At 70.1% G+C, this 24,075-nt stretch carries 28 protein-coding genes; 18 read left to right on the top strand and 10 right to left on the bottom strand.

Annotation, left to right across the window (positions count from 1 at the left end; translation table 11 throughout):
* Positions 1–31: 31 nt before the first annotated feature.
* A complete protein-coding gene (gene hisN / locus ACIQF0_RS40520) occupies positions 32–811 on the top strand; it encodes a histidinol-phosphatase (protein WP_360044164.1) in 780 nt (259 codons plus the stop codon).
* Here hisN and ACIQF0_RS40515 read toward each other — a convergent pair.
* Genes ACIQF0_RS40515 through ACIQF0_RS40500 form a run of 4 tightly spaced genes read right to left on the bottom strand, consistent with a single transcriptional unit; the run spans position 792 to position 4,453 of the window.
* Positions 792–1,046: a hypothetical protein gene (locus tag ACIQF0_RS40515; protein WP_360044167.1), complete on the bottom strand. Its 255-nt coding sequence runs from the start codon at positions 1,044–1,046 to the stop codon at positions 792–794. The two genes, hisN and ACIQF0_RS40515, sit on opposite strands and share 20 nt — an antisense overlap.
* A complete protein-coding gene (locus tag ACIQF0_RS40510; protein WP_401039035.1) occupies positions 1,043–3,655 on the bottom strand; it encodes a glycohydrolase toxin TNT-related protein in 2,613 nt (870 codons plus the stop codon). Before ACIQF0_RS40510 ends, ACIQF0_RS40515 begins: the two co-directional genes overlap by 4 nt.
* 1 nt (position 3,656) lies before the next feature.
* Positions 3,657–3,971, bottom strand: a complete 315-nt coding sequence (locus ACIQF0_RS40505; RefSeq protein WP_401039032.1) for a WXG100 family type VII secretion target — start codon at positions 3,969–3,971, stop codon at positions 3,657–3,659.
* Positions 3,968–4,453: a YbaB/EbfC family nucleoid-associated protein gene (locus ACIQF0_RS40500; protein WP_360044176.1), complete on the bottom strand. Its 486-nt coding sequence runs from the start codon at positions 4,451–4,453 to the stop codon at positions 3,968–3,970. The genes ACIQF0_RS40505 and ACIQF0_RS40500 overlap by 4 nt, the downstream gene beginning before the upstream one ends.
* A 96-nt stretch (positions 4,454–4,549) precedes the next feature.
* On the opposite strand from ACIQF0_RS40500, the gene ACIQF0_RS40495 reads away from it, so the two are divergent.
* The gene (locus ACIQF0_RS40495) at positions 4,550–4,987 is read left to right on the top strand and encodes a MaoC family dehydratase (RefSeq protein WP_401039030.1); all 438 of its coding nucleotides are present in this window, start codon (positions 4,550–4,552) and stop codon (positions 4,985–4,987) included.
* Positions 4,988–4,990: 3 nt separating this feature from the next.
* On the opposite strand, the gene ACIQF0_RS40490 is transcribed toward ACIQF0_RS40495, so the two are convergent.
* Genes ACIQF0_RS40490 through ACIQF0_RS40480 form a run of 3 tightly spaced genes read right to left on the bottom strand, consistent with a single transcriptional unit; the run spans position 4,991 to position 7,248 of the window.
* Positions 4,991–5,920: a hydroxymethylglutaryl-CoA lyase gene (locus ACIQF0_RS40490; RefSeq protein ID WP_401039027.1), complete on the bottom strand. Its 930-nt coding sequence runs from the start codon at positions 5,918–5,920 to the stop codon at positions 4,991–4,993.
* Entirely contained in the window at positions 5,907–6,431 is a 525-nt protein-coding gene (locus tag ACIQF0_RS40485) for a PH domain-containing protein (protein ID WP_401039024.1), read from the bottom strand. The genes ACIQF0_RS40490 and ACIQF0_RS40485 overlap by 14 nt, the downstream gene beginning before the upstream one ends.
* 13 nt (positions 6,432–6,444) lie before the next feature.
* Positions 6,445–7,248, bottom strand: a complete 804-nt coding sequence (locus ACIQF0_RS40480) for a biotin--[acetyl-CoA-carboxylase] ligase (RefSeq protein ID WP_360044188.1) — start codon at positions 7,246–7,248, stop codon at positions 6,445–6,447.
* Positions 7,249–7,365: 117 nt separating this feature from the next.
* Between ACIQF0_RS40480 and ACIQF0_RS40475 the strand changes: the two genes are divergently transcribed.
* Both ACIQF0_RS40475 and ACIQF0_RS40470 read left to right on the top strand, forming a co-directional pair.
* Positions 7,366–9,012, top strand: a complete 1,647-nt coding sequence (locus tag ACIQF0_RS40475; RefSeq protein WP_401039021.1) for an acyl-CoA carboxylase subunit beta — start codon at positions 7,366–7,368, stop codon at positions 9,010–9,012.
* On the top strand, positions 9,009–9,230 hold the full coding sequence (locus ACIQF0_RS40470) for an acyl-CoA carboxylase subunit epsilon (RefSeq protein WP_401039018.1): 222 nt from the start codon (positions 9,009–9,011) through the stop codon (positions 9,228–9,230). Before ACIQF0_RS40475 ends, ACIQF0_RS40470 begins: the two co-directional genes overlap by 4 nt.
* Here ACIQF0_RS40470 and ACIQF0_RS40465 read toward each other — a convergent pair.
* Positions 9,227–9,613 carry a hypothetical protein gene (locus ACIQF0_RS40465; RefSeq protein ID WP_360044197.1) on the bottom strand — a complete coding sequence of 129 codons (387 nt, stop codon included), beginning with the start codon at positions 9,611–9,613 and terminating at the stop codon, positions 9,227–9,229. The two genes, ACIQF0_RS40470 and ACIQF0_RS40465, sit on opposite strands and share 4 nt — an antisense overlap.
* A gap of 77 nt (positions 9,614–9,690) precedes the next feature.
* Here ACIQF0_RS40465 and ACIQF0_RS40460 point away from each other — a divergent pair, with 77 nt between their 5' ends.
* The 3 genes from ACIQF0_RS40460 to ACIQF0_RS40450 all read left to right on the top strand — a co-directional run bounded on the left by ACIQF0_RS40460 (position 9,691) and on the right by ACIQF0_RS40450 (position 13,130).
* Positions 9,691–11,100 carry an MFS transporter gene (locus tag ACIQF0_RS40460; RefSeq protein WP_401039015.1) on the top strand — a complete coding sequence of 470 codons (1,410 nt, stop codon included), beginning with the start codon at positions 9,691–9,693 and terminating at the stop codon, positions 11,098–11,100.
* Positions 11,060–11,659 carry a Maf family protein gene (locus tag ACIQF0_RS40455; protein WP_401039012.1) on the top strand — a complete coding sequence of 200 codons (600 nt, stop codon included), beginning with the start codon at positions 11,060–11,062 and terminating at the stop codon, positions 11,657–11,659. Before ACIQF0_RS40460 ends, ACIQF0_RS40455 begins: the two co-directional genes overlap by 41 nt.
* A gap of 184 nt (positions 11,660–11,843) precedes the next feature.
* Positions 11,844–13,130 carry a dicarboxylate/amino acid:cation symporter gene (locus ACIQF0_RS40450; RefSeq protein WP_401039010.1) on the top strand — a complete coding sequence of 429 codons (1,287 nt, stop codon included), beginning with the start codon at positions 11,844–11,846 and terminating at the stop codon, positions 13,128–13,130.
* Here the strand turns inward: ACIQF0_RS40450 and ACIQF0_RS40445 are convergent.
* Positions 13,127–13,783, bottom strand: a complete 657-nt coding sequence (locus ACIQF0_RS40445) for a hypothetical protein (protein ID WP_401039007.1) — start codon at positions 13,781–13,783, stop codon at positions 13,127–13,129. The two genes, ACIQF0_RS40450 and ACIQF0_RS40445, sit on opposite strands and share 4 nt — an antisense overlap.
* 134 nt (positions 13,784–13,917) lie before the next feature.
* Between ACIQF0_RS40445 and ACIQF0_RS40440 the strand changes: the two genes are divergently transcribed.
* From ACIQF0_RS40440 to ACIQF0_RS40405, 8 genes are all read left to right on the top strand, one after another.
* Positions 13,918–15,681, top strand: a complete 1,764-nt coding sequence (locus ACIQF0_RS40440; RefSeq protein WP_401039005.1) for an acetyl/propionyl/methylcrotonyl-CoA carboxylase subunit alpha — start codon at positions 13,918–13,920, stop codon at positions 15,679–15,681.
* A gap of 221 nt (positions 15,682–15,902) precedes the next feature.
* Positions 15,903–16,289 (top strand): DUF1707 domain-containing protein, encoded by a 387-nt coding sequence (locus ACIQF0_RS40435; protein ID WP_401039003.1) that lies wholly within the window; start codon positions 15,903–15,905, stop codon positions 16,287–16,289.
* A complete protein-coding gene (locus ACIQF0_RS40430) occupies positions 16,268–17,044 on the top strand; it encodes an HAD-IA family hydrolase (protein WP_401039001.1) in 777 nt (258 codons plus the stop codon). The genes ACIQF0_RS40435 and ACIQF0_RS40430 overlap by 22 nt, the downstream gene beginning before the upstream one ends.
* Positions 17,045–17,054: 10 nt before the next feature.
* Positions 17,055–17,621, top strand: coding sequence for a GNAT family N-acetyltransferase (locus ACIQF0_RS40425; RefSeq protein WP_401038998.1), 567 nt, complete (start codon positions 17,055–17,057; stop codon positions 17,619–17,621).
* A gap of 6 nt (positions 17,622–17,627) precedes the next feature.
* On the top strand, positions 17,628–18,209 hold the full coding sequence (locus tag ACIQF0_RS40420; protein WP_360044224.1) for a DUF3558 domain-containing protein: 582 nt from the start codon (positions 17,628–17,630) through the stop codon (positions 18,207–18,209).
* A gap of 97 nt (positions 18,210–18,306) precedes the next feature.
* Complete coding sequence (locus ACIQF0_RS40415; protein ID WP_360044227.1) at positions 18,307–18,672, top strand: transcriptional regulator; 366 nt, start codon at positions 18,307–18,309, stop codon at positions 18,670–18,672.
* A 2-nt stretch (positions 18,673–18,674) separates the two neighbouring features.
* On the top strand, positions 18,675–19,874 hold the full coding sequence (locus ACIQF0_RS40410; protein WP_401038995.1) for a PPE domain-containing protein: 1,200 nt from the start codon (positions 18,675–18,677) through the stop codon (positions 19,872–19,874).
* Positions 19,874–20,680 carry an ESX secretion-associated protein EspG gene (locus tag ACIQF0_RS40405; RefSeq protein ID WP_360044233.1) on the top strand — a complete coding sequence of 269 codons (807 nt, stop codon included), beginning with the start codon at positions 19,874–19,876 and terminating at the stop codon, positions 20,678–20,680. Before ACIQF0_RS40410 ends, ACIQF0_RS40405 begins: the two co-directional genes overlap by 1 nt.
* Positions 20,681–20,708: 28 nt before the next feature.
* Here ACIQF0_RS40405 and ACIQF0_RS40400 read toward each other — a convergent pair whose 3' ends face one another.
* Entirely contained in the window at positions 20,709–21,158 is a 450-nt protein-coding gene (locus ACIQF0_RS40400; RefSeq protein ID WP_030478530.1) for a gamma-glutamylcyclotransferase family protein, read from the bottom strand.
* 109 nt (positions 21,159–21,267) lie between these two features.
* Between ACIQF0_RS40400 and ACIQF0_RS40395 the strand changes: the two genes are divergently transcribed.
* The 3 genes from ACIQF0_RS40395 (at position 21,268) to ACIQF0_RS40385 (ending at position 24,032) form a co-directional block, all read left to right on the top strand.
* The gene (locus ACIQF0_RS40395; protein ID WP_360044237.1) at positions 21,268–22,671 is read left to right on the top strand and encodes an NAD(P)H-quinone dehydrogenase; all 1,404 of its coding nucleotides are present in this window, start codon (positions 21,268–21,270) and stop codon (positions 22,669–22,671) included.
* Between the two features lie 63 nt (positions 22,672–22,734).
* The gene (locus tag ACIQF0_RS40390; RefSeq protein WP_401038991.1) at positions 22,735–23,451 is read left to right on the top strand and encodes a hypothetical protein; all 717 of its coding nucleotides are present in this window, start codon (positions 22,735–22,737) and stop codon (positions 23,449–23,451) included.
* Positions 23,448–24,032, top strand: coding sequence for a class F sortase (locus tag ACIQF0_RS40385; RefSeq protein ID WP_401038989.1), 585 nt, complete (start codon positions 23,448–23,450; stop codon positions 24,030–24,032). The genes ACIQF0_RS40390 and ACIQF0_RS40385 overlap by 4 nt, the downstream gene beginning before the upstream one ends.
* Positions 24,033–24,075 lie beyond the last annotated feature (43 nt).

The raw sequence follows: 24,075 nt of genomic DNA, 5'->3' as shown, positions 1-24,075 counted from the left end.
GGGCCCAGCGTATTCGTGGAACGATCGCCGCGTGTCACGCCACGATGCTGATCTCGAACTGGCCCTCCGCCTCGCCGACGCCGCCGACGCGATCACCGCGACCCGATTCCGCGCTCACGACCTCGCCGTGGAGCGCAAGCCGGACCGCACGCCCGTCACCGATGCCGACGTCGCGGTGGAGGACGCGGTCCGTGCCGTGCTGGCCTCCGAGCGTCCCGACGACGTCGTCATGGGCGAGGAACGCGGCGGCACGCTGGACGCGAAGCGCGTCTGGGTGCTCGACCCGATCGACGGCACCAAGAACTTCCTGCGCGGCGTGCCGATCTGGGCGACGCTGATCGCCCTGGTCGAGGACGGCGTCCCGGTCGTCGGCGTCGTGTCCGCGCCCGCCATGAGCCGCCGCTGGTGGGCCGCCGCCGGTGGGGGCGCGTTCGCTTCGGAGGCGTCCGGTGAGCGCGCGATCTCCGTGTCCGGCGTGCGTTCTCTCGAGGACGCCTACGTCTCCACGACGGACATCAAGTCGTGGGTCGAGTACCACTCTCGCGAGGCGTACCTGCGTTTGGTCGACGCGACCTGGGAGAGCCGTGCGTTCGGCGACTTCTACCAGCACTGCCTGGTGGCCGAGGGCGCGATCGACCTCGCGCCCGAGTGCGTCGCGAACCCGTGGGACATCGCGCCGTTCCAGGTCCTGGTGACCGAGGCGGGTGGCCGTTTCACCTCACTGGACGGTGAGGAGCGCTACGACGGCGGCAGTGTGCTGACGTCGAACGGCCACCTGCACGAGGCGGCGCTCAAGCTGTTGGAACGGTAAGACCTCCGCGCGCGACCTGGGCCCAGGCGAGACGGCCGAAGAGGTAGTGGCACGCCACGCTCTCGTCGTCGAACCGGGCCCAGTCGTAGCGGTTGCCCTGCTCCTGCCAGAACACCTCGTGACCGGTCTCGTCGCTGAGGAGGCACCAGCGCTGGTCCGTCTCCTCACCGATGCTGACGACGTCGTCCGGAACGCCGATCCTGGTCAGCCACTCGGGCAGCGACTCGACGTTCATGCGGTGATCTCCGTGAGGTAGCCGAGCGCGACGAGGTCCGCGACGGGGTAGGTGGTGCGGTACCGGCTCGCCCCGCCGGGCTGGCCGAACCAGGGCGCGCTGATCGTGCGGTGCACGGGCAGGTCCTTGGTGACGCGGTACTTCCGGTAGCCCTCCTCCGCTGCCAGGGGCGGCAGGGAGCGCTGGGCGAACGGGGTGCCCGCCGCGCTCAGGACGCGGCCTTCCGGAGTGCCGAACCTGTCCAGTTCGGCGCCCTCCTTCAGGATCTCGGCCTGGCTGTCCTCGTAGCCACCCTCACGTTCGAGCGGCCAGCGCGGGGTGCCGTCCTCGTGCTGGAACAGGCTTTCCCAGTCGCGTTCGTGCATGCCCGCGAGCGGGTCGTGGCCCTCCAGGAGCTCCTGCACGATCGGGTGATCTTTGCCGAGACCGCCGGACTGCGTGGACGGCCGCGGGGCGGACGTGTCGACCCGCTGCGGGTGGTCGTCCGGGGCGAACCTCGGGACGACCTGCTCGTCGGCCTGCGGGGGCGGCGGGAGCTGGCGGGCCGGCTTGCGGGCCAGGCGCGGAGCTCGGCCCGCGCTCAGGAAGATGGCCATGAACCAGCTGCCGGCGGCCGCGGCGGTGTAGGTGTGGCCGATGATCTCGCCGGCGACGCCGGTGACCAGCGCCTGGTTCTCCCGGTTCTCGAGGCGGTCGCTCAGCGCGTGCGACGCCGGGTGGCCGCCGGGGTCGACGGTCGCCAGCGGTCCCGAGGTGGTGATCTCGCGGGTGTCGGTTCCGGCGCCGGTGGCCCCGAGGTCGACGTCCGCGCCAGGAGCGGCCGGGGTGGCGATGGTGTCGCCGACCTTCTGCGGGCCGAATCCCGTCTCGGGATCGAAGTCGACGGACTCCGAGTCGTGGTGCAGCGCGTCCTTGGCCGCCTGGTCCTTGGCCAGCGCGTCCTTGGTGATCGCGGAGGCCTGGCTCGGCTGGTTGGACTGGCTCTGGCCAGGTCCCTGGTTGCCGGACTGAGGCCCCTGCTGAGTGGCGATCTGGCTCTGCGCCTGGCCGGGCTGGTTGCCGACCTGGCCGCTCAGCGCCTGAGCTCCGCCCGGCGCACCGGTCTTGGCCACGCCCTGCGGCGCGCCCGTCTTGGCCTCGCCGGCCTTGGCTTCACCGGACTTGAGCTCGGCGGCCTTCGCGTCCGCTGCCTTGGCGTCGGTGGCCTTGGCGGCCTGCTGGGCGGCCTGGCTCTGCTGACCCGCCTGTCCCTGCTGCGCTGGGACCTGCGCGCCGCTCTGCTGGCCCACGACGGCACCGACCTGCGAGGCCGCCGCCGGAGCACCACCGACAGCACCACTCACAGCACCGCCGACAGCACCCACGGCGCCACCGATCGGGCCACCGGCCGGGGCCGCGCCCATCGCCGGGGCAGCGGGAGCGGCCTGGGCAGCGGGTGCCGCTGCCTGGGGCGCGGAGGAAACCGGGCCGTGCGCGTCGGAGCCGCGGACCAAAGTCGGGTCGAGCACGGCACCGGAGGCCTGGGTCGTGCCTTCGGCGATCGGGCCGAGGCTGCCGTGCACGCTCGGGATCACGTCCGCCACCGCGTGCGCGACGGGCGCCACGGCCGGGCCGGCCGCCTGTCCCGCGTCGGCCACGATGCCGGGCAGCAGCCCCTTGCCCTCACCGCGGCCGGGGGTCTCGCCGCGCGGGCCCTCACCGGCGCCGTTGTCGAACACCGGACCGGCGGCGTCACGGCCACCGGGTACCGCGTCGAGCACCGGGTGCACGACTGCGGCGGCGGGCGCGGTGACGGGACCGGCGGCGTCGAGGATCGGCCCGGCCGCGTCGGTCACCGCACCGACGACAGGTGCGAGAGGTGCCGTCACCGCACCGACGACGGGCGCGACCGGAGCGGTCACCGCGCCGACGGCCGGGGCCACGGCTTCGGTCACCGGAGCGACCACGGCGGCGACGGGCTCGACGATGGGAGCGACGACGCCCGCCACCGGGGCCACCACGCCACCGACGATGTTCGTGACGGGCGACAGCAGGCCACCACCACCGCCACCGCCGGGCCCGTGGGCGCCGGGTGCGGTGTTGACGGGCTGCGAGCCCTGGCTCATGTCGATGCCGCTGTCCAGCCGGATGGCGGAGCTCAGCGTGTTCTGGAGGTTCGCGACGTTGGCCGCGGCGCCCTTGGTCAGCGTGTCGAGGCCGAGCAGCGCGTTGGGGTTGCCGGCGTTGGCCGAGGCCGTCGCGGCATCGTTGTTCTTGGCGAGCGTCACGAGCTCGCGGACGATCTCGACCTTCGCGGCACCGACCTGCTGGGCGGCGTGGTCGAGACGGTCGGCGGCGGCGTGACACCCTCGGGCCGCGCGGTGGAAGTCGCCGTCCGGTGCCACGACCTTCGCCCAACGGCCCCGCGCGGCGTCAGCGGTTCCGCCGGACATGCCGCCCAGGGCACGGCCTGCGGCACCGTCGGAGGACGTTCCGAGGTTCTTGATCTTGTCGCCCGCCTCGCGCCACGCGGTGGCGCTGGAACGCATGGCGTCCTCGTCGGCCTTGGGCCAGGAGACACCGGCCTTGGCGGCGATGGCGGTGAGTTCGGCGGGAAGCTCGATGCCCATGTCAGCCCTCCAACCTTCTCATCGCGGACGCGTTGCTCTGCTCGGCGTGCCGGTACGTCTCGGCCGTCGCGGCGAGCTTGTCGCCCACGTCCCCCAGCACGGTCGCAAGGCCGGACAACGCACCGCTGGCGTCCCCGGAAGGCTTCTCGTGCGAGGCGGCGAAACTGCGCCCGACCGCGTCGTCGCCCCAGCAGGCGCCGAACGCGGCCAGCGCCTTGTCGAGCGTCCCCGCGATCTCGGTCGCCTGCCCGGCGAACCCCTTCAGATCGCGTGCCCCGGCGTCCAAGCGCTCGAGGTCGGCCGAGTACCCGGTCATCGGACCCTCCTGTTGATGAGCTCGGAGTCGAGCCAGCTCTCCCGTTGCTCGTTGTCCTCGTCGTCGTCAGCGCGACGGCGAACGGGTTGCCGCCCCAGATCGACGGTCTCGTACTCGTCGGACGCGTACTCCGAAGGCCGCAGATCAGCGGTACCGGCGACCACCGCGGCAGGATCCGCGGCAGCGGGCAGCACCGTGCTCAGCGCCTGATAGGTGTCCTCGGCCGCACTGGCCGCGGCCGCGGCGACGGTCCGCACGATCAACTCGGCCAGCTGCTCGGGCCGATGCCTGCGATAGGCGAGTTCAGAGAGCTCAAGCCCGACGAGCTTGCCTCCGGGACCCACGGTCGCCTCGACCGTCCCGTCAGGACTGGAAGCCGTCGCGGACACGGCAGCGAGCTCGCGCTGAACCGAAGTCAGCTGCTCGCGGCTGCGCCGGTAGTCGGCCAGCAGCTCCTCGACCTGCGCACGGTGGTCGTCCACCGAGTCCCCCTCACACGCATAGCCCTGGGCTCGGGCTCTAGGACGCCGTCGCCCATAGATCGGTTCCCAGCGGATTCAGTTACTAGAGTCAACGACGTGATCGCCTTCGAGGATCTGCCCGCAGGCCGCATCATCCCGCTTGGCGAGGTAACCGTCGACCGGGACGACATGCTGGATTTCGCGAAGAAGTTCGACCCGCAACCGTTCCACCTGGACGAGCAAGCGGGCAAGAACTCGATTTTCGGCGGTTTGTCCGCCTCCGGGTGGTACACGGCCTCACTCTGGATGCGCGCCTGGGTGGACGCGGTCCTCGGCGACTCCACCTCCCAGGGCTCGCCGGGAGGCCGCGAACTCTCGTGGCTGACCCCGGTCTACCCCGGCGACACGCTGACGTTCGCCGCAGAGGTGCTGAGCGCGCGGCTGTCGAAGAAGCGCCCGGAACTCGGCCTGGTGGAGTTCGAGGGAACGGCGAGGCGCGGCGACGAGGTGGCCTTCCGGCTCGTCGCGACGGGCATGTTCACCGCGCGCGGCTGACCGCTACTTCGTCAGCGCGCGCACCACGCGGGACGGGGACGGCCGGCCCAGCTGTTCCGCCATCCACGCCGAGGTCTCGACCAGCTTGTCCAGGTCGACCCCGGTCTCGACGCCCAGCCCGTCGAGCATCCACACCAGGTCCTCGGTGGCGAGGTTGCCGGTCGCCGACTCCGCGTACGGACATCCGCCCAGCCCACCGGCGGACGAGTCCACAGTCGTCACGCCGCAACGCAAAGCGGCCAGAGTGTTGGACAGCGCCTGCCCGTAGGTGTCGTGGAAGTGCACGGCCAGCCGGGAAACGTCGCGGAAGCCCTCCAGCAACGACTCGACCTGACCGGGGGTCGCCACGCCGATGGTGTCCCCCAGCGACAGCTGCGAGCACCCCATCTCCAGCAGCCGCTCGCCCACGGCCACGACCTGGGAGCGCGCCACGGCCCCTTCCCACGGGTCGCCGAAGCACATCGACACGTACCCGCGCACGTCCAGACCCGCTGCCAGCGCACGGGAAACCGTCGGCTCGAACATCTCGAACTGCGAGTCCAGCGTCCGGTTCAGATTCTTGGACGCGAACGTCTCCGTGGCCGACGCGAAGATCGCGATGTGCGTGACACCGGCCTCCAGGGCGCGGTCCAGCCCGCGCTCGTTCGGCACCAGCACGGGGTAGACGACACCGGGGCGTTGATCCAGCCCGGCCAGCAACTCGGCGGCGTCGGCCAGCTGCGGCACCCACTTGGGGTGCACGAAGGACGTGGCCTCCAAAACGGACAGTCCTGCGTCGGCCAGCCGCGACAGGAACTCCAGCTTCACCGAGACCGGCACGACGACGGACTCGTTCTGCAGCCCGTCCCGAGCCCCGACCTCCCAGATGGTCACCGCGGAAGGCAGCGACCCGGAGCCGACGACGTCGGGCAGACCGACCTCACGCGCGCCCATCGACCACTCCAGGGTGGAAGTCGTCGTCCGGGTTGTCGTTGACCTCGCGGTACAGCATGGTGTGCACCTTCTCCACGGACGGGATGTCGTCGAACTCGAGCGGCTCGTCCGAGGCCGACTCGATGATCAGCGTGCCGCAGCCGAGCACCCTGTCCAACAGACTGTGCTCGAAGCGGACGCTGTTCACACGAGCCAAAGGGATGTCCAGGCCTGTGCGCTTGAACACGCCCTCGCGGTACATCACGCGGTCCGACGTGATGATGAAGTGCGTCGTCCGCCAGCGCGCGACCGGCGCCAGCGTCAGCCACAGGATCAGCACGACGCCGACGACGGCGAGCGCGATCCACGCGATGGCGGCCCACGACTGGTCGCCGACCAGCCCGGCCAGGTAGGTGCCGAGCGCGACCACCACCAGCAGCCAGAACACCGGGAAGATCAGCATCTTCCAGTGGGGGTGCTTGTGGATCACGACGTGCTCGCCGGAGCTCAGCAGGTCGTCGGGATAGGCCATGGCGCAACCCTAACTACGCCGGGCGCAAATGCACCACGTCACCAGCGGACACGCCGTGGTCGGCACCGTCGGCGCCGCGCACGACCAGCGTGCCGTCGGTCTCGATGCGCTGCGCCACCCCGAGAAGCTGAACACCGTCCGAAAGTTCGACGCGCACCTGCGCGCCCACGGTCGACGAGTGCTCCTCGTACTCCTCCAGCACGCCGGACTCGACCGCGTCGCCGCCGTTCTTGCGCCACACGCCTTCCAGGCCGGCAAGTTCGACCAGCAGCCGGAACGCCAGCTCGCCGCGGTCCAGTTCGGCGGCGCCCAGGTCCTCCAGCGACGTCGGCGCGAGGCCGCCCGGCGCGGGCTCGACGTCGGCGGGCAGCTTCGCCACGTTGAGGCCGATGCCGACGACGACCGCGCCGTCGGCGGTGATCTCGGACAGGATCCCGGCGCCCTTGCCGCCGTCCGGGCCGAGCAGCAGGTCGTTCGGCCACTTCAACGTCGCCTCGACGTCGACCGACTGGGCGACCCGGACCAACGCCAGCCCGGCGATCAGGTTCAGCCACGGAAGCTTCGCGGCGGGCACGCCGGCGGGCCGGAACAGCACGCTCACGTAGAGCCCGCCCTCGGGCGACGACCAGGAGCGGCCGCGACGGCCCTGCCCCGCGCTCTGCTCCAGCGCGATCAGCACGGTGCGGTCGGCGGCACCGGAACCGGCCAGATCGGCGTTCGTGGACGCCGTGGTCTCCACGACGTCGAGAGCTGCGTACGGACCGTTGGGTGCGACAAGCCGCGAGCGCAGCTCTTCGGCGTCGAGTGCGGTGGTCATCGCGCCAGGCTATTGGAACGGAAGAGAGTACGTGCGATCAGAGATTGCCAACAGGTTGCCGTGACCTGGACAACTGCACGGGGCAGTTCAGCAATGGTCTCGTTAGGCTGCGAGCTCATGAGCAGTGCGACCGAGCCGATCGGGCACGTCCCCACCGACGCTTCAGGCGTCCCGGACGTCCACACCACCGCGGGCAAGCTCGTTGACCTCTACCGGCGCAACGACGAGGCGGTTCACGCCGGCTCGGAACGCGCGGTCGAAAAACAGCACGCGAAGGGCAAGAAGACAGCCCGCGAGCGCATCGACCTCCTGCTCGACCCCGGTTCGTTCGTCGAACTGGACGAGCTGGCACGGCACCGCTCGACGAACTTCGGCCAGGAGAAGAACCGCCCGTACGGCGACGGCGTCGTGACGGGCTACGGCACCGTCGACGGCCGTCCGGTGTGCGTGTTCTCCCAGGACGTCACGGTCTTCGGCGGCTCGCTCGGCGAGGTGTACGGCGAGAAGATCGTCAAGATCATGGATCTGGCGATCAAGACCGGCCGGCCGATCGTCGGCATCAACGAGGGCGGCGGCGCGCGCATCCAGGAGGGCGTCGTCTCGCTGGGCCTCTACGGCGAGATCTTCTCCCGCAACGTCAAGGCCTCCGGCGTGATCCCGCAGATCTCGCTGATCATGGGCTCGAACGCGGGCGGGCACGTCTACTCCCCCGCGCTGACCGACTTCGTCGTGATGGTCGACCAGACCTCGCACATGTTCATCACCGGCCCGGACGTCATCAAGACCGTCACCGGCGAGGACGTGACGATGGAGGAGCTTGGTGGCGGTCGCACGCACAACACCAAGTCGGGCAACGCGCACTACCTCGGCAACGACGAGGAAGACGCGATCGCGTACGTCAAGGAGCTCCTGAGCTACCTGCCGTCGAACAACCTCTCGGACTCGCCCGCGTTCGAGGGCACGCTGGCCGAGGGGTCGATCACCGACTCGATCACCGACGAGGACCGCGAGCTCGACACGCTCATCCCGGACTCGGCGAACCAGCCGTACGACATGCACGAGGTCATCAACCGCGTGCTCGACGAGGGCGACTTCCTCGAGGTGCAGCCGCTGTTCGCGCCGAACATCCTCGTCGGCTTCGGCCGCGTGGACGGCCACAGCGTCGGCGTCGTCGCGAACCAGCCCACGCAGTTCGCCGGCTGTCTCGACATCGACGCCTCCGAGAAGGCCGCACGGTTCGTGCGCACCTGCGACGCGTTCAACATCCCGGTGCTGACGTTCGTCGACGTGCCCGGCTTCCTGCCCGGCACCGACCAGGAGTGGAACGGCATCATCCGGCGCGGCGCCAAGCTGATCTACGCCTACGCCGAGGCCACCGTTCCGCTGGTCACCGTGATCACGCGCAAGGCGTACGGCGGCGCGTACGACGTCATGGGCTCCAAGCACCTCGGCGCCGACATCAACCTCGCGTGGCCGACCGCGCAGATCGCCGTCATGGGCGCGTCGGGTGCGGCGAACATCGTGCACCGCAAGACTCTCGCGGCGGCGGCCGCCAACGGCGAGGACGTCGACGCCCTGCGCGCGAAGCTCCAGCAGGAGTACGAGGACGCGCTGTGCAACCCGTACGTCGCCGCTGAGCGCGGGTACGTCGACTCGGTGATCCCGCCGTCGTACACCCGCGGTTACGTGGCGCGGGCGTTGTCGATGCTGCGGGACAAGCGGGAGACGCTGCCGCCCAAGAAGCACGGGAACATCCCGCTGTGACCGCGCCCGAGGAGAAGCCTCTGCTCAGGGTCGTCAAGGGCACGCCGGACGACTACCAACTGGCCGCGCTGACCGCGGTCGTCGCCGGGCTGGCCTCGGCCGCGCCCGCCGAGGAGAAGCCGAAGCAACGCTCGGAGTGGGCGAACCCGGCTCGCCGGGTCCGCCGGCCGTCGCAGCACGGACCGGGCGCGTGGCGCGCCTCCGGTTTCCCCGGTTAGCAGTCCACCCGACGACTGGTGACGTTCAGGCCGACGGCGACCTCGCGACAGCGGGTCTCGCCGTCGACCTGCATCTTCAGCGTCCAGAACGCGCTGCCGTACGCGGAGGTCTGCCGCAGCACCTGCACGCCGGCGTGGTTGAGCGGCGAGCCGGAACGCACCGCGGGCACGATCTGGCTGAGCAGCGCGTTCTCGGCGCGGTCTGCGGTGTCGGCGAACGGCCAGATGGGCACTCCATAGCCGATCGGGTCACTCGCGAGCACGCTTCCAACGCCCCACGATCCAATGAGGCCGCCGAGCACGACGAGCAGTGCCGCGATCCGTCTGCGCTTGCCTTCGCGATCGGAACCGCGTTCGGTGAGGACAAGCACCCAGCGCTTCACTCTGCCGAGAGTGCCGATAGAAGAGGTGATCGCGCATCAGTAGTACTACTCGGACGGACCGTGAGAACTGGCGGACCGTGTACGCGCTGTGCATCGGCTTCTTCATGACGCTGCTGGACACGACCATCGTCAACGTCGCGCTGCCGTCGATGATCACCGACCTGAACGCCTCCCTGAACGACGTCATCTGGGTCGTCAGCGCCTACCTGCTCGCGTTCGCGGTGCCGTTGCTGCTCACCGGGCGGCTCGGTGACCGGTTCGGGCCCAAGCGGCTCTACGGGATCGGTCTCGTCCTCTTCCTCGGGGCCTCGCTGGCCTGCGGTCTCGCCACGAGTTCCGAGGCGCTGATCGCCGCGCGCGTCTTCCAGGGACTGGGCGCCGCGGCCATGACCCCGCAGACGATGGCGTTCATCACGCACCTGTTCCCGGCCGCCAAGCGCGGCGCGGCGCTCGGCATGTGGGGGTCGGTGGCCGGGCTCGCGACGGTCTCCGGGCCGTTGCTCGGTGGTGTGCTGGTCACGCACCTGGGCTGGGAGTGGATCTTCTTCGTGAACCTCCCGATCGGCGTGCTCGCGCTGGTGCTGCTGTTCCTGTGGGTGCCGGACCTGCAGCCGAACCGGGCACCGAGGTTCGACGTGCTCGGGGTCGTGCTGTGCTGCCTCGGTCTTGGCCTGCTCGTGTTCGGGATCCAGAACGGCGAGCACTACCAGTGGGGCCGGGTGGCGGGACCGATCACCGTCGCCGAGATCATCGCGGCCGGTGTGCTGTTCCTGGTGGCGTTCGTGCTGTGGCAGGCGTCGGCGCGCAACCCGGAGCCGCTGATGCCGCTCAAGATCTTCCGCAACCGCAACTTCTCGCTCGGCAACGTCGCGAACATCATGATCGGCATCACGGTGACCGGCGTGTTCGTGCCGCTGGCGCTGTTCCTGCAGACCGTGCCGAAGCTGTCGCCGCTGATGACCGGCCTGGTCACGGCGCCGGCGTCGCTGATGTCCGGCGTGGTGGCCGTGTTCGCCGGGCGGCTGTCGAACCGGGCGGACGCCAAGTACCTGCCGATCACCGGGTTCGCGCTGATGGCCGCAGGCATCTTCGCGATGACGTTCCTGCTCGGCGACGGCTCCCAGTGGGTGCTGCTGCCGTCGATGGTCGCGCTGGGCATCGGCATGGGGCTCGTGTTCTCGCCGCTGACGAACATCTCCACGCGCACGCTCGACCGGTCGCTGCTGGGTGCGGGATCCGGCATCTACAACACCTCGCGGCAGTTCGGGAACGTGCTCGGCAGCGCGGTGACGGGTGCGGTGCTGCAGATCGTGCTCGCGGCGACCGGCGACTTCACCACGGCCGTGCGAGCGACGTTCTACCTGCTGCTGGCGGTCACCGCGATCGGGATCACGGCCGCGTTCGCCTTTCGGCAGGTCGCCGCGCCAGGCGTGACAGACTCGGTCCGTGCGTCTGATCCTGGCCTCCCAGTCACCCGCCCGTCTTAGCGTCCTGCGGTCCGCGGGCATCGAACCCGTCGTCCGCGTCTCCGGTGTCGACGAGGACGCGCTGATCGCCTCGCTGGACAACCCGACGCCCGAGGAGACCGTCGTCGTGCTGTCGGCGGCCAAGGCCGAGGCGATCGAGCACGACGACGACTGCGTGGTCGTCGGCTGCGACTCGATGCTGCTGTTCGAGGGCGAACTCGTCGGCAAGCCCGGCACGCCGGAGGTCGCGCTCGAGCGGTGGCGGCGGGTGGCGGGCAAGAGCGGCGTGCTGATCACCGGGCACACCGTGCTGCGGGTCGTCGCGGGAGAGATCACGGGCCGCGCCTCGGCCGCGGAGTCGACCACCGTGCGGTTCGGCACGCCGTCGGACGAGGAGCTCGAGGCCTACATCGCGACGGGCGAGCCGTTGCACGTCGCGGGCGGCTTCACGATCGACGGACGCGGCGGCTGGTTCATCGACGGCATCGACGGCGACCACACGTCGGTCATCGGGATCAGCCTGCCCCTCACCCGAAGGCTCCTCGGCCAGGTGGGTGTTTCCGTGTCCACACTCTGGTAGACGCTGGTCACAGTTCACCCGATCGAGGAAGACTGCCCCCAACGCCGGCGTTGGGGGCTAGCGGTGAACGAGTACTTGACGCGTCGCAGGAACATCGACCTGGCACGCAGGACGAGCACGGGTTGTCGGAGCTAACGCCTCCGCCACCCCTCACTCAGCTCATCCCTGCCCAGGAGATGTTCCAGTGTCACTCGTTCAGACATACCGCAAGCCCAAGGTCTTCGGACTGACAGTTCTCGGCGCGCTCGTCCTCGGCGCGCTGGCGGGCTGGCTCGGCAAGGGCACGTGGCTCGCGCCCGTCCTCGCCAAGATCGGCTCCACCTTCACGGCGCTGCTGCAGCTCACCGTGATCCCGCTCGTCTTCACCGCGATCGTCGTCGGCATCGCGTCGCTGCGGAACCTCGGCGGCGGCCGCACCGCCGCCCGGCTCGGCGGCAAGACGTTCCTGTGGTTCGCCATCACGTCGTTCATCGCGGTGCTGATCGGCATCGCGGTCGCCTCGGTCCTGCGGCTCGGCCAGGGCGTGCAGATCGAACCCGCCGCCGGTGCCGTCGACAAGCTCGCCAAGCGCGCTTCCGGTTCGTGGCAGGCGTTGCTCGACAACCTGGTGCCCACCAACATCTTCAGCTCGTTCACCGAGGGCGACGTGCTGCAGGTCGTGTTCATCGCGGTGCTGGTCGGCTTCGCCGCCTACGCGCTCGGCGAGAAGGCCGCGCCGTTCACGAACCTGGTCCGCTCGTTCTTCGAGATCATCCAGAAGGTCGTCGGCTGGATCATCCTGCTGGCCCCGATCGGCATCTTCGGCCTCATCGGCAACGCCGTCGCGTCCTACGGCAACGCGTTCGTGAAGCCGCTGTTCTCGTTGATCCTGGCCGTGTACGCCGGTTCCGCTCTGGTGCTGTTCGTCGTCTACCCGATCCTGCTGAAGTTCGTCGGCAAGACCTCGCCGGTCGAGTTCTTCCGCAAGGCCGGTACGGCGCTGCAGTTCGCGTTCGTGTCGCGGTCGTCCGGCGCCACGCTTCCGTTGTCCCGCAAGGCCGCCACCGACCTCGGCGTGCCGCAGGAGTACGCGAACTTCGCCGTGCCGCTGGGCACCACGACCAAGATGGACGGGTGCGCCGCGGTCTACCCGGCCGTCGCGACGATCTTCATCGCGAACCTGTTCGGCATCCAGCTCTCGGTGTGGCAGTACGTCGGCATCGTGCTCGTGGCCGTGTTCGGCGCGCTGGCCACGGCCGGAACGACCGGCTGGTACACGATGCTCACCCTGACGCTGAGCGTCGTCGGCCTGCCGCCGGCCGTGATCGCGACCGGTGTGGCCGTGGTCTACGCGATCGACCCGATCCTCGACATGATGCGCACCGCGACCAACGTGGCCGGCCAGATCACCGTGCCGGTGCTGGTGGCGCGCAGCGAGAACCTGATCGAGGAGCCCGTCACCGCCGACGACAAGGAACTCGTGACCGCTTAGGAATCAGCGCACGGACGTAGTTGCGACAACTTCGGCACCGGTGCGGGCCAGCCTGGAAGCTGCTCCCGCGCCGGTGCCGGCGTCGTACAGCCGACGTTCGCGCCGAGCGCCGAGAACACCTGGACGAACGCGTCGTTGCACTGGCCGTCGCAGGCGCGCTGGGCCGAGACGATGTCCGCCGTGCCGTCCTCGTTGACGTCGTGCAGTCCGAGGTACCCGGCACTGGACAGATAGGCGGCCTGCGCGCGCGACCACGTGCCGTCCTTGCGGAACAGCACCTCGCCGAGCACCTTGCCGCCGGCGTCCCCGCGCACGAGGCACACGCTGATCGCCGCCGCCCGGCACTCCAGCGACTCAGCTGTCACCGTCGCGCCGGACTCGGCGATGGTCATCTCGAAGATGAACGGGCCCGACTCGCCGGTCACCCTGATCCGCCCGCCGCCGGTTCCGGCGAGCAGTTCCACGAGGTCCTTGCCGACCGATTTGCCGATGACGACCTGGCAGACGGTGGTACCGCAGCGCATTCCGGGGTCGGTGCCGGATTGACCTGAATCGGTGTTGTTCGGTCTCCGGAAATAGGCGAACGTCAGCCCCGCGACGACGACCACGGCAGCGACGATGGCGATCACCTGCACGGACCTGGTTCCACCCACGTCGCAGATTGTTGCCGATGGGCTCACGATTGATGTGAAGTGAGCCGTCTCTCCCTCTCGGAGTTCGTCGATTTCCGTAGACTGCGGCACCAGCCAGAGCCGTAATTAACCGGTCCAGCAGGAGGTACGACGCCGTGTCGCTGCGCAAGGTCCTCATCGCGAACCGCGGTGAGATCGCCGTCCGGGTCATCCGCGCCTGCCGTGACGCCGGTCTGACGAGCGTCGCCGTCTACGCCGAACCCGACCGCGACGCTCCGTTCGTGCGGCTCGCCGACGAGGCGTTCGCGCTGGGCGGCAGCACTCCCGGCGAGAGCTACCTGTCGTTCGAGAAGGTGCTGGCGGCCGCCGCCCAGTCCGGCGCCGACTCCGTGCACCCCGGTTACGGCTTCCTGTCCGAGAACGCGGAGTTCGCGCAGGCCGTGATCGACGCCGGTCTGGTCTGGATCGGCCCGACCCCGCAGGCGATCCGCGACCTCGGTGACAAGGTGACCGCGCGGCACATCGCGATGCGGGCGGGCGCGCCGCTGGTGCCCGGCACCAAGGATCCGGTCAACGGACCGGACGAGATCATCGCGTTCGCGTCCGAGCACGGGCTGCCGGTCGCGATCAAGGCGGCGTTCGGCGGTGGTGGCCGTGGCCTGAAGGTCGCGCGCACCCTCGAGGAGATCCCCGAGCTGTTCGACTCCGCGGTCCGCGAGGCCGTCACGGCGTTCGGCCGCGGCGAGTGCTTCGTCGAGCGCTACCTGGACAAGCCGCGCCACGTCGAGGCGCAGGTCCTCGCCGACACCCACGGCAACGTGATCGTCGTCGGCACGCGTGACTGCTCGTTGCAGCGCCGCCACCAGAAGCTGGTCGAGGAGGCGCCCGCGCCGTTCCTGACCGACGAGCAGCGCGCCACGATCCACTCGTCCGCTCGCGCGATCTGCCTGGAGGCCGGCTACCACGGCGCCGGCACCGTCGAGTACCTCGTCGGGATGGACGGGTCGATCTCGTTCCTGGAGGTCAACACGCGCCTGCAGGTCGAACACCCGGTGTCGGAGGAGACGACGGGCCTCGACCTGGTGCGCGAGCAGTTCCGCATCGCCGCGGGCGAGAAGCTGCGGTTCACCGAGGACCCGACGCCGCGCGCGCACTCCATCGAGTTCCGGATCAACGGCGAGGACGCCGGTCGTGGTTTCCTGCCCGCACCCGGCACGGTGACCACGTTCATCACGCCGTCCGGTCCCGGTGTCCGCGTGGACGCCGGTGTCGAGTCGGGTTCGGTGATCGGCGGGCAGTTCGACTCGTTGCTGGCCAAGCTGATCGTGACCGGGGAGAACCGCGACGAGGCCCTGGCCCGTGCGCGGCGCGCGCTGGACGAGATGGTCGTCGACGGCATGGCGACCGTGCTGCCGTTCCACCGCGTGATCGTGCGGGACGCGGCGTTCACCGCCGAGAAGCCCGAGGGTTTCACCGTGCACACGCGGTGGATCGAGACGGAGTTCGACAACCAGATCGCGCCGTTCAGCGGAGCCGCCGAGGCCGCCGAGGACGAGTCGCCGCGCCAGACCGTGGTGGTCGAGGTCGGTGGGCGTCGCCTGGAGGTGTCGCTGCCGGGCGATCTCGCGGTCGGTTCCCGGCCCGCGGCCGCGGTGAAGAAGCCCAAGACGAAGCGTGCCGGTGGCGGTTCCGCGGCTGTCTCGGGTGACGCGGTGGCGGCGCCGATGCAGGGCACGATCGTGAAGGTGGCCGTCGAGGACGGGCAGACCGTCGAGGCGGGCGACCTGATCGTGGTGCTGGAGGCCATGAAGATGGAGAACCCGGTGACGGCGCACAAGGCCGGCACGGTGACGGGTCTCGCGGCCGCGCCCGGCGACCCGATCACCCAGGGCACCGTGATCTGCGAGCTGAAGGACTGAGCTCGCAGGCTCGCGCAGGGGTCCCCCTGGGCGTTGGGTCCCCCGCGTCCCAACGTACTCAGGGGGTCTGACACTCGCGGTGGACCGAGGCGGCGGGCTGTGATCCGCCCGCTGCGGGACCGACCGGCGGGCTGTGATCCGCCCGCCGCAGGACCGACCGGCGGGCTGTGATCCGCCCGCTGCGGGACCGACCGGCCGGGTCGCTCACCTACGATTGGTTCGTGAGCGACCCGAGCAGGGACATCCGCATCGGTGACACCGAGCGTCAGCAGGCGTTGCAGGTGCTCGGTGAGCACATGAGCGCGGGCCGCATCGACATCAACGAGTACGGCGACAGGTCCGCGAAGATCACTACGGCGAAGACCCGCGGCGAGCTGATGGCGTTGTTCTACGACCTGCCCGATCCACGGCCGCAGTTCGTCGCGCCCGTGCCGATGTTCAACGAACCCCCCAGGGCGCCCGCGCGCCGGTGGGAGGGCGCGGTCATTCCCGTCGTGGGCGTGGCCGTGGCGATCGTGTTCTTCGCCTTCGTCAAGAACCCGTTGATCTTCCTGCTCATCCCCGCCGTCGCGATCCTGTGGGGCCAGTGGAACGGACGCCGGCGCTGAAACCCTTGCTGTTGCTCGATCTCGACGGCGTGGTGCGCAGGTTCCCGCCGATGTCCGCGGAGCTCGCCGCGCGAGCTTTCGAGCCGTCGTTGCTGCACCGCGCGGTCACCGGGGAGATCTCCGACGAGCAGTGGCGGCAGGCGGTCGGCCCTGACTTCGCGGCCGACCCCGGCGAGGTGATCCCCGAGGCGCTGGCGTTGGTGCGCACCGCACGACGGCAGTGCTTCGTGGCGTTGCTGTCCAACGCGACCACACGGCTGGAGGCGGACCTGGCGCTGCTCGGCCTCGACGCCGAGTTCGACGCGGTCTTCAACTCGTCCCGGCTCGGCCTCGCGAAGCCGGATCCCGCGATCTACCGCAGGGTGCTGGACGAGCTCGGCCACGAGACGGCGGTCTTCTGCGACGACACCGCGGCGAACGCGGCCGCGGCGACGGCGGCGGGGCTGGACGGCGTGCACGTGCCGGACACGGCGGCGTTGCGGACGGCGCTGGCCGTGCGGGGGCTGATCCCGCCGACCGTGCTGCTGATCCTGCCGGACCGCGACGAGGCCGAGGAACTGGCGGCGGAGTTGCTGGAGGCCGGCTGGGGCCCGTGCGCCGTGCACAGGGACATGCTGGCGGGCGAGGACGACGCCGAGGCCGTGGACTGGGTGGTCGAGCTGGTCACAGCACCGGACGGCCTTCCGGCGTCCGCACACCGCCACGAACTCGACGAACTGGCCGAGCGGCACGACGGTTTCACGGGCGACCACTAGCCTGCTGGCCGTGGAGCCAGTTGAGATCAACGCGGGCGAGTACTACCTGCGCGCCTTCCGCAGCGACGACCGCATCGACGACGTGCCGGCGTTGACCGAGGCCTTCGCGGACGCGGAGACCAAGCGGTACATGCCGCGCCTGACCGCGGACGGCGCGCCGTCCGCGGAGACGTTCGTCCTGCTGATGACCGACGGCTGGGAGAAGGACTACCGCTGGTCGTGGGCGGTCTGCGAGGCCGTCACCGCCGAGGTGATGGCCGGGATCGTCATCCACAACGTCGACCACCACCTCGGATCGGCCGAGGTGATGTGCTGGAGTCAGCCGCAGCACCGCGGCAAGGGTGTGCTGCCCGCCGCGCTGAACTCCGTGCTCGGCTGGGTCTACGGCGCGATGGACGTTCACCGGGTCACGTATCGGCACGCGGTGTCGAACACGGCGTCGCAGCGGGTCGCGGAGAAGTGCGGATTCACCCTGGAGGGTCGACTTCGCGAGGAGGCGATGGTCGATGATCAGCGCGAAGACCAGTTGCTGTGGTCACGGCTGGCGTCGGACCCCTTCCCAGAGCAGCTACGGTGACCGGCCATGCGGACCACGGGGCTCCTCATCGTCGCGATGGTGCTGGCCGGGTGCACGGCGGCGCCCAAGCAGAGTTCGCTGACCACCCCGCCGCCCCCTCCGCCGCCACCCACGACGACCTCGCAGCTCGACTTCCCGCAGCGGCCGCGCGCGGTGCCGCTCGACCAGGTGGACCCCTGCGGGGTGCTGACCGCCGACCAGCGCATGTCGCTGAGCCTCGACAACCCGCCCAGCGCGTACGTCGAACCGAGCTTCGGCAGCGCGCGGGCGTGCACGATCCGGAGCACGACGAGTGGGAATGTGGCGAGGATCGCACTCGTGCTCGCCTCGGGCGCGGACGTGTGGCTCTCGGAGAACGCCCAGGTCGACTTCACGGTGGGCGCGATCGAGGGATTCGCGGCGATCACTGTCCGCACACCCGACGTGCACGACGTCTGCAATGTGGAAATAGACGTTGCCGATGGGCAGTTCCTCGACGTCATGTTCCGCGACGGCGGCAATTCGACTGCCGTGCAACAAGATCATCTTTGTCTCGGTGCCCAGCGCGTGGCAGAGGCCGCGATGGCCAGTTTGCTCCAGAAGCGCTGACCCACTCGGGCGGATGTCACTGATCGCACTCCCCAGCGTTACCTTCGGTGGTTAGAGTGTCGATGCGCTTGCACGTACAACCGCCGGAGGTTCCACCATGCCGCCAGGGGGACGCAGCGGGGCCGACTCCTCGCCGCCCGCTTCGCACGAGCTGAACGTGGAGCCAGAGGCGATCCCGGCGTTGCGCAGCACGTTCTCGGCCGCCCTGATCAAGCTGGACAAGCAGATCGAGATGGCGATCACCGAGTTCCGCGTGCGCCCGTGGGCGGGTGACCCGGTCAGCGCCGAGGCCGCGGAGAAGTTCAACGACCGTTCGATCTCGGACGGCGACTCGGCCCTGCAGGCCCTGCTGAACTACCAGCGGCAGCTCAAGACCGCGATGGACAACCTCAACCAGATCGAACGGCAGTACAACGTGGTCGAGGGCGACAACACCGGCATGATGAACAAGAGCGGGTGCTGACCATGGCAGATCACCGCTGGCAGGGCTACAGCCACAAGGAACTGTACGAGCGCATCCACGCGGGTCCCGGCGCCTCGGCGTCGTTCGCGTCGATGGAGCGCTGGCAGGGCGTGTCGGCAGCGCTGACCGAGATCAACGACGACCTGCACTCCGGCATCGCGCTCTCGGGCGCGAAGTGGCAGGGCAAGGCCGCCGACCTGGCGCAGGCGGGCCTGAACCCGATCGCCGCCTGGGCGGACAGCGCGCGCACCGGCTCGGACGTCATGCGCTACTCGGCCGAACTGCAGGCCGGATACGTCTCGAAGGCCCGCGCGGACATGCCGGCGCCGGTCAACGTGACCGCGGAGCAGCCGGGTGCCCTCGTCAGCGGCATCACCCACCTCTTCGGCGGCCAGACCGACCACGAGAAGCAGGAGGCGGCCCAGGACGCCGCCGAGCGCCGCGCTCGTGAGGTCATGTCCACCTACGCGTCGTCCACGACCTCGAACACCTCGACGCTCGGCCAGTTCACCCAGCCGCCACAGCTGCAGATCAGCGGCTCCGGCACCGTGCACGGCGGTGGCGCCCAGATCGGCGCGGCCACTGTCTGGGGCGCCAGCGCGTACGGCAACGGCGGCAGCGCGACCCGTGGCCGCACCTCGACGGGCACGCGCGGCGCCACTGCCCCGCCGCCTCGTGGCGGCACGCCCGCTCCGGGCTCCACGACGCGTACGTCCAGCACGGGCACCAGCACGGCTCCCGGCACCAAGGGCACGCACGGCTCGGTCACGGCGAGCACCACCGGTCCCGGTGGCACGGGCACGGCGGGCGTCGGCCTGGCGGGTCAGCGCTCCTCCAGCCGTTCGGGCAACTCCGCCGGCCACGAGGTGAAGCAGATGGAGGACGGCGCGACCGCCGCCTCCGGTGCCGCCATGGGCACGGTCATGAACCAGGGTCACGCCGCCGGCGTCTCGGGCGCGGCGGGTTCCGCCATGGGCTCGCTGGGCACCGTCGGTGCCGGGAACAACGGCGACCAGGTCCACCGCAGGGCCGTGCCGATGCCGCAGTCGTTCGACCCGTTCGGCGGCATGGGCGGCGGGCGCAAGGGCGAGGAAGAGGAGGACTTGGAACACAAGGCCGCCGACTACCTCCGCGAGCGCGACGACATCTACGGCGTGGGCAGCTACACGTTGCCCGTCATCGGGGAGAGCACGACCGACTGATGACTCTGTTCGGCTTGGACGTCGGGACGAGCGACACGCGCGACCCGGTGATCATCTCCACGCTGGAGTTCGACGTTCTCTGGGAGCACCTGGGCCTGGAGACGATGCCGCTGGTCCTGAAGGTCCCGTCACCGGGCAAGACCACGGAGGAACGCCGCGCCATCGAGGACCGGGTCTGGCTGCAGCTCGGCGCCCGCGGTCTCGGCGGCCCGCGTTCCCTGGACCCGACCCTGGAAGACCTGCTGCACGTCCTCAACCGGCCGCAGCAGGAGATCGACGCCCGGATGTGGCTGCACGAACGCAGCCTCCGGGTGCTGGCCGCGGGCAAGGGCCAGGCGGGCGTGCTGGCGATCCTCGACGGCACCCAGCTGATCCTGCGCCCTGCGGAGGCCGACGGACTCCCGCGCGAGGCGCTCACCGCCCTGCCCGCCGCTCCGGCGGGCGAGGGCCACTCGATCACCCTGCCCTCGGCCGACCTGGACGGAGCAGCGGCCTCAGCGGCGACTCCGGAGGACCTGGAAGCCGCGCTGAGCACGAAGTTGCGCGGCGACGACGCCCACACGCTGGCCGAAATGGTCCGCGACGCCTCGAACCGCGGCCAGTTCGGCGCGGCCGCCCGCGACAAGTGGGGCAAGCGCGTCCGGCCGGACCGGGTCGTGGCCTTCTACGACACGCCGAAGGGCCGCTACCTGCAGATGCGCCGCGCGGTGGACGGTCAGCCTCCGTGGTCGACCATCACGCCCGTCGACTACCGGCGCATGCACCACCACCTGGTGGAACTGCTCGCGGAGGCCGCGGGCTCCTGACCACCGGGTCAGGAGCCTCAGCTAGGGATCAGGGCCCGATGCCCTGGCAGGGCCGGGTCCGCAGGTCGTTCACGTAGTCGTCGGGCGCCCCGGCGGCCTCGGCCGCGTCGGCGACCACCCCGATGTAGCGGGCGGACGGCAACCCGCCCTCGTAGGCGTCCAGCACGTAGAGCCAGGCGACCACGGACCCCTCGAGGGTCTGCACCCGCAACCGGATCTTCTTGTACAGGCCGAGCGCACCCTCCCACCGGTCCAGCCGCGACTCATCGCGTGGCGACACGTCGTAGAGCACGCAGAACGTCTGGTGGTCTGGCTCCTCGACGATCGTCGCGAGGGCACCCTCCCAGCCGAGGTCCTCGCCACCGAACGTCATGCGCCAACCAACGAGCCAGCCGGTCCCCGCGAGCGGGGAGTACGGGGCTCGCTCCATCATCTGGTTCGGATCCATGTTCGACCCGTACGCGGCATAGAGCGGCACGTCCGACAGCGTAGCGACCCGGCGATCAGCTTTCGGTACTGACGACACGGTCGATTCGGTCAACGCGTACGGTTGAGCCGCCCAGCAAGCACGCAGAAGGGAACTGATCGTGACCCGCATCGTCATCATCGGCGGCGGACCCGCAGGTTACGAAGCAGCCCTGGTCGCTGCGCAGCACGGCGCCGACGTGACCGTGGTGGAGAACGACGGGGCCGGTGGCGCGTGCGTGTTGTACGACTGCGTGCCGTCCAAGACCTTCATCGCGTCGGCAGGGGCCCGCAGTGCCTTCCGCAACGCCGGTGAGCTGGGCATTCAGACCCACAACGAACTCGCGACGGTCGATCTTCCGGTCGTGCACGGACGGGTGAAGGGCCTCGCTCTCGCCCAGTCCGCGGACGTGCGGGCACGCCTCCAGCGGGAGGGCGTGCGGCTGATCAACGGGCGCGCGAAGTTCGTCGACGACTCGCGCGGACTCGCCCAGCACCAGGTCGTGGCGACCGGCGCGGACGGTTCCGACGAGATCCTCAACGCCGATGTGGTGCTCATCGCAACCGGTGCGACCCCGCGCGTGTTGCAGGGCGCCGAGCCCGACGGCAAGCGGATCCTCACCTGGCGGCAGATCTACGACCTGCCTGAGCTGCCCGAACACCTCGCGGTGATCGGTTCCGGCGTCACGGGTGTCGAGTTCGCCAGCGCCTACACCGAGATGGGCGTGAAGGTGACGATGGTCTCCAGCCGGGACCGCGTCCTGCCGCACGAGGACGCCGACGCGGCCGCGGTGCTGGAGGACGTGTTCGCCGAGCGCGGCACGGCCGTCGTCAAGCACGCCCGCGCGGACAAGGTCGAGAACACCGGCGACGGCGTTCTGATCCACCTGGAAGACGGTCGCACGATCGAGGCGTCGCACGCCCTGATGACCGTCGGCTCCGTGCCGAACACGACCGACATCGGCCTCGACAAGATCGGTATCGAGCTCGGGCGTGGCGGGTACATCCCCGTCGACCGGGTCAGCCGGACCAACGTCAGCGGCGTCTACGCGGCCGGCGACTGCACCGGTGTGCTGCTGCTCGCGTCCGTCGCCGCCATGCAGGGGCGCATCGCGATGTGGCACGCGCTGGGCGAGGGCGTCAGCCCGATCAAGCTCAAGACCGTCGCCGCGAACGTCTTCACCAACCCCGAGATCGCCAGCGTCGGCATCAGCCAGCAGGCGATCGACTCGGGCGAGGTGCCCGCGCGCACGATCATGCTTCCACTGGCCACGAACCCCCGTTCCAAGATGGAGGGTCTGCGCCGCGGCTTCGTGAAGCTGTTCTGCCGCCCGGCCACCGGCGTGGTCATCGGTGGTGTGGTCGTCGCGCCGAACGCGAGCGAGCTCATCCTGCCGATCGCGCTCGCCGTGCAGAACCAGCTCACCGTCGAGCACCTGGCGACGACCTTCTCGGTCTACCCGTCGCTGTCCGGCTCCATCACCGAGGCCGGCCGCCAGCTCATGCGCCACGACGACCTGGACTGACCAAGGCAACCTCCTCTCGGAGTCCTGCGTGTCCTGGGCACGCAGGACTCCGGGGAGGAAGTCGTGGGAAGAAGGATCGCAACACTGCTGGCCGGGCTGAGCCTCTTGGCGGTCGTCCCGGCCACCGCGCAGGCGCAGGACAACATCTATCTCGACATCTATCCGCGGTACACGATGCCGAGTTCCACCGTGTCGGTGACACTGCGGGGCTGCGACGAGCCGACCGTCGCCACGTCCCCCGGCTTCGTCAGCCCCGCCCGGCTGGAGCCGGACAAGTCGGGTAACACGACCGGCAGCACGCAGGTCGTCAGCCAGTGGGGTACCTACACCGCGACGGCGGAGTGCGCGGGCAAGTCGTATTCGGGCCAGGTCACCGTGAACGGGCCGGGCCTGAACGGCTGGAGCGGCGTCGACCCGGCCGTCGTCGAGCCGGGCGGAGAGGTGAGCTCCAGGCTCATCAAGAACCACTGCGACTACGAGGGCCCCGTCACGTCACCCGGCTTCGCCGAACCGCTCTACTTCTACGTCCACGAGCCGCGTTGGGTCGAGGGCAGGACGACGGTGATCACGACGCCCGGCACCTACACCGCGACCCTGCGCTGCGCGGAGTCGCCGGTCCCCTTCACCACCGAGTTCACGATCAAGGGGACCCCGCCCACCAGCACGAGCACGCCACCGGCCACCACGACCACGCCGCCTGCCGCCAAGCCCAGGCCGAAGGCGCCGCCCGTCGTGAAGCCCAAGGGTGCCCCGCAGACCGGCAGTGGCGGTACCGCGTGAAGACTCTCGTCACCGCGCTGGTGGCGCTGGCGCTGCTGACCGGCTGCGCCGCGGCACCGGACGCCGCCCTGCCCACCGGACCGGCACCATCCACCACCGCGACCGCTTCGTCCACTTCGGGCGCGGGTCTGCCTGCGTCGGAACCGACCGAGGTGCGGATCCCGAAGATCGGCGCCAAGTCCTCGCTCGTCCCGCTCGGCCTCAACCCGGACGAGACGATCGAGGTGCCGCCGGTCGAGCAGCCGATGCAGGCCGGTTGGTACGAGCTCGCCCGCACGCCGGGTGAGCCGGGTCCCGCCGTCCTGCTCGGGCACGTGGACGGCAACAAGCAGCCCGGCATCTTCTTCCGGCTCAAGGAACTCGTGGCGGGTGACGAGGTCGAGGTGTCCAGAAAGGACGGCACCACGGCCAGGTTCCGCGTGACCAGGACCGAGCAGATCGCCAAGGACAGCTTCCCCACCGAAGCCGTCTACGGCGACACCACGACGCCCGAACTCCGGCTGATCACCTGTGGCGGCAGCTTCGACACGGCCGCGCACAGCTATCGGGACAACGTCATCGTGTACGCGAAACTGGTCTGAGGAAGGAAGCAACCACCCCCTCGGCACCGGCGTCTTCTGTGGG

Source organism: Lentzea sp. NPDC092896 (genome assembly GCF_044754905.1).
Taxonomy (GTDB): domain Bacteria; phylum Actinomycetota; class Actinomycetes; order Mycobacteriales; family Pseudonocardiaceae; genus Lentzea.
This window is presented reverse-complemented; position numbering and strand designations above follow the sequence as displayed.